General features: G+C 71.1%; 8 protein-coding genes. 3 read left to right on the top strand and 5 right to left on the bottom strand.

All coding sequences use genetic code 11. The features are described from left to right. Positions 1-612: 612 nt before the first annotated feature. Positions 613-1305 carry a metal-dependent transcriptional regulator gene (locus tag ACFPQ9_RS44540; RefSeq protein ID WP_123976148.1) on the bottom strand — a complete coding sequence of 231 codons (693 nt, stop codon included), beginning with the start codon at positions 1303-1305 and terminating at the stop codon, positions 613-615. Between the two features lie 351 nt (positions 1306-1656). On the opposite strand from ACFPQ9_RS44540, the gene ACFPQ9_RS44535 reads away from it, so the two are divergent. After that, positions 1657-2412 (top strand): SIS domain-containing protein, encoded by a 756-nt coding sequence (locus ACFPQ9_RS44535; protein ID WP_380866192.1) that lies wholly within the window; start codon positions 1657-1659, stop codon positions 2410-2412. A gap of 150 nt (positions 2413-2562) precedes the next feature. On the opposite strand, the gene ACFPQ9_RS44530 is transcribed toward ACFPQ9_RS44535, so the two are convergent. From ACFPQ9_RS44530 to ACFPQ9_RS44520, 3 genes are all read right to left on the bottom strand, one after another. Continuing rightward, positions 2563-4005, bottom strand: coding sequence for a PAS domain-containing protein (locus ACFPQ9_RS44530; protein WP_380866190.1), 1443 nt, complete (start codon positions 4003-4005; stop codon positions 2563-2565). Positions 4006-4140: 135 nt separating this feature from the next. Next, complete coding sequence (locus ACFPQ9_RS44525; protein WP_380866189.1) at positions 4141-4512, bottom strand: GNAT family N-acetyltransferase; 372 nt, start codon at positions 4510-4512, stop codon at positions 4141-4143. A gap of 61 nt (positions 4513-4573) precedes the next feature. Further along, positions 4574-4984: a RidA family protein gene (locus ACFPQ9_RS44520; RefSeq protein WP_380866187.1), complete on the bottom strand. Its 411-nt coding sequence runs from the start codon at positions 4982-4984 to the stop codon at positions 4574-4576. Between the two features lie 73 nt (positions 4985-5057). Between ACFPQ9_RS44520 and ACFPQ9_RS44515 the strand changes: the two genes are divergently transcribed. Next, entirely contained in the window at positions 5058-5975 is a 918-nt protein-coding gene (locus ACFPQ9_RS44515; RefSeq protein ID WP_380866185.1) for a LysR family transcriptional regulator, read from the top strand. A gap of 275 nt (positions 5976-6250) precedes the next feature. Here the strand turns inward: ACFPQ9_RS44515 and pdxH are convergent, their stop codons facing one another. Further along, entirely contained in the window at positions 6251-6940 is a 690-nt protein-coding gene (pdxH, locus tag ACFPQ9_RS44510; protein ID WP_380866183.1) for a pyridoxamine 5'-phosphate oxidase, read from the bottom strand. Positions 6941-7263: 323 nt separating this feature from the next. On the opposite strand from pdxH, the gene ACFPQ9_RS44505 reads away from it, so the two are divergent. Then, entirely contained in the window at positions 7264-8364 is a 1101-nt protein-coding gene (locus tag ACFPQ9_RS44505; RefSeq protein WP_107906014.1) for a citrate synthase 2, read from the top strand. The last annotated feature ends 41 nt before the right edge of the window (positions 8365-8405 follow it).

The following is an 8405-nucleotide window of genomic DNA, read 5'->3' as shown; positions in this document are numbered from 1 at the left end:
TGCCTGCCGTATCTGCCGTCGCCTCCGTGAGCACCGTGGGCCACCTGCTCCGCACGTGTCGTGGATGCCCCCGCACGCGATGTGCATGTCCTGTGTGTCTGACGTGATCTTATGCGCACATTCCTGAAGCGCACGTTCCACCCGACCTGTCACCCGCAGACTATCGAACCCCTATTCGAAACAAGGGGTACCGCAGACAACACCCCTCATTCGAGTGACCCCCCGCAAGGATTGATCGCCATCGTCGAGGGGAGACCTTCACCGGGAGGCGGACCGCTCGGGGAAACCGGTCCGAAGGGGATGACCCTGGGAGCTCGGGGCTCCGGGTCAGCACAGGGGAGGACAGGCCCCGGCGCCGCACGGCGCCGGGGCCCTCTCCACGTTTACGGCACATCCTCGCGCCCCCTCCCCGGCCGGACGCATCACTGTCCGTCACGACCAAGAGACCTCAGGTCATATGCCTCATGCGACAGCCTCGCACGCGCATGGGCCGGGCGCTGCGATTCCGCGCACTGAATCTTGGAACGGAACACATCGACGGGATGCCTCAACTCCCGCTCCCTTACCGGGAATTACACAGGAGAGAACGTGAGATGGACAGCTGCCGCCCAGTCAGCGCTTGGCGACGAACACATGCGAGGCGACGTCCGCCTCCAGCTCGGCCGCCTCGCCACCGCTGCCCACCAGCACACCGCCCGCGGACTCGGTCACGCTCACAACCGAGCCGGGCTGCACGCCCGCCCGGCGCAGCGTGTACATCAGCTGCGCGTCGGTCTGGATCGGCTCCCCGATCCGCCGGACCACGACCGTCTTGCCGTCGGCCCCCGGGTCGAGGTCGGCCAGCGAGACCATGCCCTCGTCCAGGAACGGATCGGCTCCGTCCTTCTCGCCGAGCTCCTCAAGACCGGGGATCGGGTTGCCGTACGGCGACTCGGTCGGGTGGCGCAGCAGCTCCAGCACCCGCCGCTCCACCGCCTCGCTCATCACGTGCTCCCAGCGACACGCCTCGGCGTGCACCTGCTCCCACTCCAGCCCGATCACATCGACGAGCAGACACTCGGCGAGGCGGTGCTTGCGCATGACACGGGTGGCCAGCCGGCGCCCCTCGTCCGTGAGCTCCAGGTGCCGGTCGGACGCCACGGACACCAGCCCGTCACGCTCCATCCGCGCCACCGTCTGGCTGACGGTCGGTCCGCTCTGGTCCAGCCGCTCGGCGATCCGGGCGCGCATGGGGACCACACCTTCCTCCTCCAGCTCGAGGATGGTGCGGAGATACATCTCCGTGGTGTCGATCAGTCCGGACATACGTGCCCCTCGATTAGCTCTGCGATTAGCTCAGCCGGAAGCGAGACAGCTCCACGGCGCGTGCGCTGGCCCTGCACTCAATTCTGCCGGATACCACTGACAACCGTGCCGAGCCGGTGAAACCAGGGGGTTATATGGCCGCATCCGCTCCGCCCCACGGCCGCATCCGCTCGGCCCCCACGGCCGCGTACGACGGCCTTCGCCGCCGGAGTGACGCGCCGCGGGCGCCGCGCCCGCCCCACCGAACCCGCACAGGCGTCACGGGCACACGCACCGTATTGACACCGCACTGGTCCAGACCGCACGGTGATCCGCGACACACTCGCACCCGCGACCCCCGGAGGGCCCCGTATGAGCGACAGCACGCCGGCCGACCAGTTCTTCGACGCCGCGATCGGCCTGCTCCAGCGGGTCCGTGACGAGGAGGCCGAGAACATCGAGGCGGCCGGCACCCTGCTCGCCGACACCGTCGCCGCCGACGGCCGGCTCTTCGCCTTCGGCGCCGGCCACTCCTCCCTCGCCGCCCAGGACATCGTCTACCGCGCGGGCGGCCTCGCCCTGATGAACCTGCTGGCCGTGCCCGGCGCCGTCGGCGTCGACGTCATGCCCGCCACCCTCGGCTCCGCCCTCGAACGCGTCGACGGCCTCGCGAGCGTGGTCCTGGACAGCTCCCCCCTGCGCGACGGCGACGCCCTGGTGATCATCTCTCTGTCCGGCCGCAACGCCCTCCCCGTGGAGATGGCCATGAGCGCCCGCGCCCTCGGCGTCAAGGTCATCGGCGTGACCTCGGTGGCGTACGCCTCGGAGACGACGTCCCGCCACTCCTCCGGCACCTACCTCAAGGACCACTGCGACGTCGTCCTCGACTCGAAGATCGCGATCGGCGACGCGGAACTCACCCTCGACACCATCCCCGCCCCCTTCGCCCCCGCGTCCACGGTCGTCACCTCGGCGCTCCTCCAGGCCGTCATGGCCACCGCGGCCGCCTCCCTGGCCACCCGCGGCATCGAGCCCCCACTCCTGCGCTCGGGCAACGTCGACGGCGGCCACGACTGGAACAGGCGAGTGTTCGAGACGTACGGGGACCGGATCTTCTACCGGCAGTGAGACGGGGCGGGGGCGGGCCCAGCGGTCGAGCGGTTCCGGGCCGGGCAGCCCGGGACGACCGGCGCCGCCCAGAAGGCCGGAGGGCCGGAGGGCCGGAAGGCCGCCCAGGTCGGGGCGTCCGGCGTCCAGCTGGCCAGAAGGCCGCCTCTCCTACTCCCCGCCCACCGCTCCCGCCAGATCCAGCGCCGAAGCGATCCGTACCGCCACGTCCTCCGCGTACACCGCGTCGCCGCGGCCGAACGCGGTCCGGCCCGAGCCGCGCAGGAACGTCACGACACCCAGCGTCCGGCCCCGGCTGCGCAGCACCGCGCACAGCACGTGCACCGCGTCCGCCGGCCACTGCCGGGCCACCGCCCACTCACGAGCCCGCTGCGGCGGCAGATCACCCGCGTCCGCCCGCACCGAACCGGCCCGCGCCACGCACTGCAACGCCGGATGCCCCTCCGCGTACCGCACGGGCAACCCGGCCTCCCCGCCCAGCCAGCTCGGGCCCGGCGCACCGGACGGAGTAACGGCGACCCGGACGAGCCGTACGGGATCCGCCGTCTCATCGCCCGCCGCCTGGTCGGCCACCGCCCCGCCCGCGACCCGGTCGATCAGCGCGTGATCGGCGAACCCGGCCAGCGCGAAATCCAGATGCACCGTCGCCGCCTCCGCGGGGTCCTCGCACTCGGCGGCGGCCCGCGCGGCACGGTGCAGCTGATTGGTGCGGAACCGCAGCATCGCGGCCTCCTGCTCCGCCTGCTTGGCCTCCGTCATGTCCTGGAAGAGCCAGCCCACCCCCAACGGAACGGGCTCCTCCGCCAGCGGCGAGGCCAGCCGTACGAAACCGCACCGCCAGCAGCGACGCCGCTCACCGTCCGGCGTGCGCACACTCACCCAGATCTCGGCCGGCGCCGGCGGCGCGCCCTCCGCCAGCACATGCGTGAGCGCGCTCTCCAGCTCCTCGACGCCCTGCGCCAGCAGCTCACCCAGCGGCCGCCCCAGCACGGACGTACGCCCGATGCCCAGCGCACGCGCCGCGTGAGCGTTCACAACCGCCGGCCGCAGATCCGCGTCGACCAGCACCACACCCCACGACGCGTCCTCGAACAGGGCCTCGCTCAGCGCGATCGACCGCTCCAGATCGATCTGCGCGTGCACCTCGCTGAACGCGCAGTACACCCCCGCCGGCTTCCCGTCGGGACCCCGAACGGCCGCCGACTGCGTACGGACGAGCACCCGCCCGCCGTCCTTGGTCAGCAGCGCGAACTCGTGCACCTGCCGCCCCGGCGCCTCCATGGCGGACATCAGCCGCCCCTCGACCTCCTCGGCGTCGGCCTCCCGCACCGCCCACCCCGCGAACCCCTGCCGCCCCACCGCCTCGGCCGCGGTCCACCCCAGGATCCGCTCCGCCTCACGGTTCCAGTGCGTGACGACCCCGTCCCCGTCGAAGGCGCACAGGGCCGCGTCCATCCCGTCCAGCAGCGCGGCCAACAGATCCGAGCCGCCTGCCGAACCCTCCGAACCACCCGCCGAACCGTCCGGACCGTCCCGCTCGGGTTCGTCCGGCCCCAGCTCGTCGGTGGTCCCACTACGCCGGGAAGCACTCACCTGGACCCCCTGCCAAGCCGCGTCCGTACGTACGCCACGTCGGTTCGCTCACTCGCAATCATCTAACTGGAACGTGACCCAGCACACACCGGGTTCCCCAAGATTGAAGGAATCGTTGTACGAGCCTGGGTGGACCTACGCCAGCCGCAGGTCCACCCACAGATCGGGCCCGCCGTCCACCACGTACCGATCGGTCTCGACGAACCCGCGCGCCTTCGCGAACCGCAGCCCGTCCTCGTTCTCCGCCAGCACACACGTCTCGATCGCCTTGGCACCCAGCACGCGCGCGTACGCGAGCCCGTGCCGGAACAGCCTCGTGCCGTACCCGTGCCCCCGGTACTCGGGCAGCACGCGCGCGATGACCGTCGCCACCGCGTCCTCGCCCGCCGGCGGCCGCACGGTCGAACAGCCGACGAGCACATCACCGACGTACCCGTTCCGCAGCCGGTACCGCCTGCTGCGCTCGCGCACCTCACCCAGGTCCATGGCCGCAGGAGGGACGATCACGTTGTGGACGTGACGCCACTCATGAAGCATCGCCTCGCCGTCCACCGGAACAATCCGAAGATCAGACACATGTGCCATTTCCCCTGCGCGCGTACACCTCAATCTCGATCTTCATACGAGGATCCGCGAGACCGCACACCATCATCGTCGCCGCCGGCCGCACCTGACCGAAGTACCGCCGCAGCACCGGCCAGCACGGCTCGAAGTCCGCCCGCTCCGGCAGCAGATACCGCACCCGCACCACCTCGGCGAACGAACTGCCCGCCTCCTCCAAGGCGGCCGCCACGTTCCGCAGACACTGCTCCGCCTGCTCCACCACGTCCTCGGAGATCGTCATCGCCGCGTAGTCGAACCCCGTCGTCCCCGACACATGCACCCAGTCCCCGTCGACCACGGCACGCGCGTACCCGATCTCCTCCTCGAACGTCGACCCGCTGAGCACCGCCCGCCGCACCACCTGCTGTTTTGTCATGCTCAAAACGCTAGGTCGCCCCGCACTCATACGTCCAATACCGAACCGACGACCACGTGATACCCCTGGAGATATGGCCGCCGACCACAACCCGGAACGCCCCGAACTCCCCCTCCCCCAACTGCACGCCTTCGCCGTCCTCGCCGAGGAACTCCACTTCGGCCACGCCGCCGCCCGCCTCGGCATCGCCCAACCACCCCTCAGCCAGCAGATCCGCCGCCTGGAGGCCAGGGTCGGCCACCCCCTGTTCACCCGCACCCCCGGCCGCATCACGCTCACCCCCGCCGGACACGCCCTGCTCCCGGCCGCCCGCCACGCCCTCACGACCCTCGCGGACGGCCTCACCGCCGCCCGCGCCGTGGCCACCGGACACACCGGCGCCCTCCGCATCGGCTTCGCGGCATCCCTCGCCCTCACCGTCCTGCCAGGCCTGCTGCGCACCCACCGCGAGCACTATCCCGACGTCCACCTCGACATCACCGAAATGACCACAGCACCCCAGCTGGCCGCCCTGCACGCCGAGACGATCGACATCGGCCTCCTGCGCGAACCCCCCGCCGACGACCCCACGCTCGCGTTCCGCACGATCCTCACGGAACCCTTCGTCGCCGTACTCCCCACGAACCACCCCCTGGCCGCCCACCGCACCGTGCCCCTGCACCACCTCGCCGACGCCCCCTTCGTCCTCCTCCCCCGCGACGCGGGCCCCGGCCTCCACGACCGCATCACCACCCTCTGCGCCACAGCGGGCTTCACCCCCCGGGTCACCCAGGAAGCCGTCGAATGGCAAACGGTCTGCGCCCTCGTGGAAGCGGGCCTGGGCATCTCCCTCGCCCCCACGAGCATCCGCCGCATCCGCCTCGAGGGCGTGGCGTTCCGACCCGTGGAGCCGGGCGAAGAGCGGACGCGGGTGGCGGTGGCATGGCGCAGGGACGACGCGAATCCGCTGGTGGGGAATCTTCTGGCGTCAATATCTCGAAAAACGGGTTGATCGGGGGCCGACCACGTTCCTAGTGTGTGGCTCACGCACGAAAGGAGGTGATCCGGTACATGTATGAAACCCGGACGAGCGAGGTGGCTGCGGGCTAGCGGCTCGCCACCACACGCAGTGCGGTGCCGCGCCAGCACGTGACAGACGCGTGCAGCCGGCCCATTCCAAAGCAGTCACCCGACCCGCGGGCCGCCGGTAGTCCGACCGGCTCCTCCAGTGGAGGACCAGGCTCGCGGGTCGCCTGCTGTCCTGGGGCCCTGTATGGCCCCCACCCCTCACGGACTGAGCCGCTCCACCCGCCACCCCCCGTCCTGCTCCACCACATAGCGCAGGCGGTCGTGCAGGCGGTTTTCGCGGCCCTGCCAGAACTCCACCGTCTGCGGGGCCACCCGGAAGCCGCCCCAGTTCGGGGGGACCGGGACCTGCTCGCCCTCGGGATAGCGGGCGGCGAGTTCGGCGTACGAGGCGTCCAGTTCCGCGCGGGAGGGGATGACCGTGGACTGGGTGCTGGCCCAGGCGCCCAGCTGGGAGCCGTGCGGGCGGGTGCGGAAGTAGGCGGCCGTCTCGTCGCGGCCGGTGCGGCGGGCGACGCCCGTGACGATGACCTGGCGTGCCATCGGGTGCCAGGGAAAGAGCAGACAGACGTACGGGTTCTCGGCGAGGTCGCGGGCCTTGCGGGAGCCGTAGTTGGTGTAGAAGACGAAGCCCTGCTCGTCGAACTGCTTCAGCAGCACCGTGCGGGAGCTGGGCCGGCCCTCGGCGTCCGCGGTGGAGACGAGCATCGCGTTCGGCTCGAAGAGGTGGGCCTCCGACGCGGCCTGTTTGAACCAGCGGGCGAACTGGGCCACGGGAGTGGCCGCGAGGTCGGACTCGGCGAGGCCTTCGGCCCGGTAGTGCTTGCGCATCGCGGCGGGGTCGGGGGCGGGCCCGGCGGGGTCGTAGGCGACGGAGTCTGAGTCGGTCACGCGGTCATCTTGCCGTATCCGAACGGGCGTCGTCCGGCGCGGTGTCCTTCGCCACTGCATGGCACTGAGTGCCGTAGGGGTCCCCAAAAGGTGGCACTCAGGGTTATCGTTCTGATGCCGTTCCGGTTGGATGACCGCCAGCCGCACGGGGCATCACAGGGGTACGCCGCGGACCGCGAGTCCGACGGGGTTCGGATTCCCGCAAGCCCGGTTTCCGAGCCCCCGACCGTGGATCCACCCGGCGTAAGCCCGTCTCCGCCGACAGACATGTGGTCGTTCCACCCACAACCCCATCCGTCGCACACATCACGAGGAGCCGCCTGATGTCCGATTTCGTACCCGGGCTCGAAGGAGTCGTCGCGTTCGAGACGGAGATCGCCGAACCGGACAAGGAGGGCGGCGCCCTGCGATACCGGGGCGTCGACATCGAGGACCTGGTCGGCCATGTCTCGTTCGGCAACGTCTGGGGACTGCTCGTCGACGGGGCCTTCCGTCCCGGACTGCCGCCCGCCGAGCCCTTCCCGATCCCCGTGCACTCCGGTGACATCCGCGTCGACGTCCAGTCCGCGCTCGCGATGCTCGCCCCCGTGTGGGGCCTCAAGCCCCTCCTGGACATCGACGAGGAGCAGGCCCGCGCGGACCTGGCCCGGGCCGCCGTCATGGCCCTGTCGTACGTCGCCCAGTCCGCGCGCGGACAGGGCCTGCCCATGGTTCCGCAGCGTGAGATCGACAAGGCCCAGTCCGTCGTCGAGCGGTTCATGATCCGCTGGCGCGGCGAGCCCGACCCCAAGCATGTGGCCGCCGTGGACGCCTACTGGACGTCAGCCGCCGAGCACGGCATGAACGCCTCCACCTTCACGGCCCGCGTCATCGCCTCCACCGGCGCCGACGTGGCCGCCGCGCTCTCCGGGGCCGTGGGTGCCATGTCCGGTCCGCTGCACGGCGGCGCGCCCTCCCGCGTTCTGCACATGATCGAGGAGATCGAGCGCACCGGTGACGCCGAGGCGTATGTGAAGCAGACCCTCGACAACGGCGAGCGTCTGATGGGCTTCGGGCACCGTGTCTACCGTGCCGAGGACCCGCGGGCCCGCGTTCTGCGCCGGACGGCGCGGGAGCTCGGCGCGCCCCGCTTCGAGGTCGCGGAGGCGCTGGAGAAGGCGGCTCTGGCGGAGCTCCACGCCCGCCGTCCGGACCGTGTCCTGGCGACGAACGTCGAGTTCTGGGCGGCGATCGTCCTGGACTTCGCCGAGGTCCCGGCGCACATGTTCACGTCGATGTTCACGTGTGCCCGTACGGCGGGCTGGTCGGCGCACATCCTGGAGCAGAAGCGCACCGGCCGCCTGGTGCGCCCGTCGGCGCGCTATGTGGGTCCGGGTTCGCGCAATCCGCGTGAGATCGAGGGTTACGCGGACATCGCGCACTGAGCCCCCCACGCACGCGTCCCACTCTCCGGCGGGCCGGTCAT

It is taken from the genome of Streptomyces coerulescens (assembly GCF_042657965.1).
GTDB lineage: Bacteria > Actinomycetota > Actinomycetes > Streptomycetales > Streptomycetaceae > Streptomyces > Streptomyces coerulescens.
Note: the sequence above shows the minus strand (reverse complement) of the source record. Positions and strands in the feature narration are given on the sequence as shown.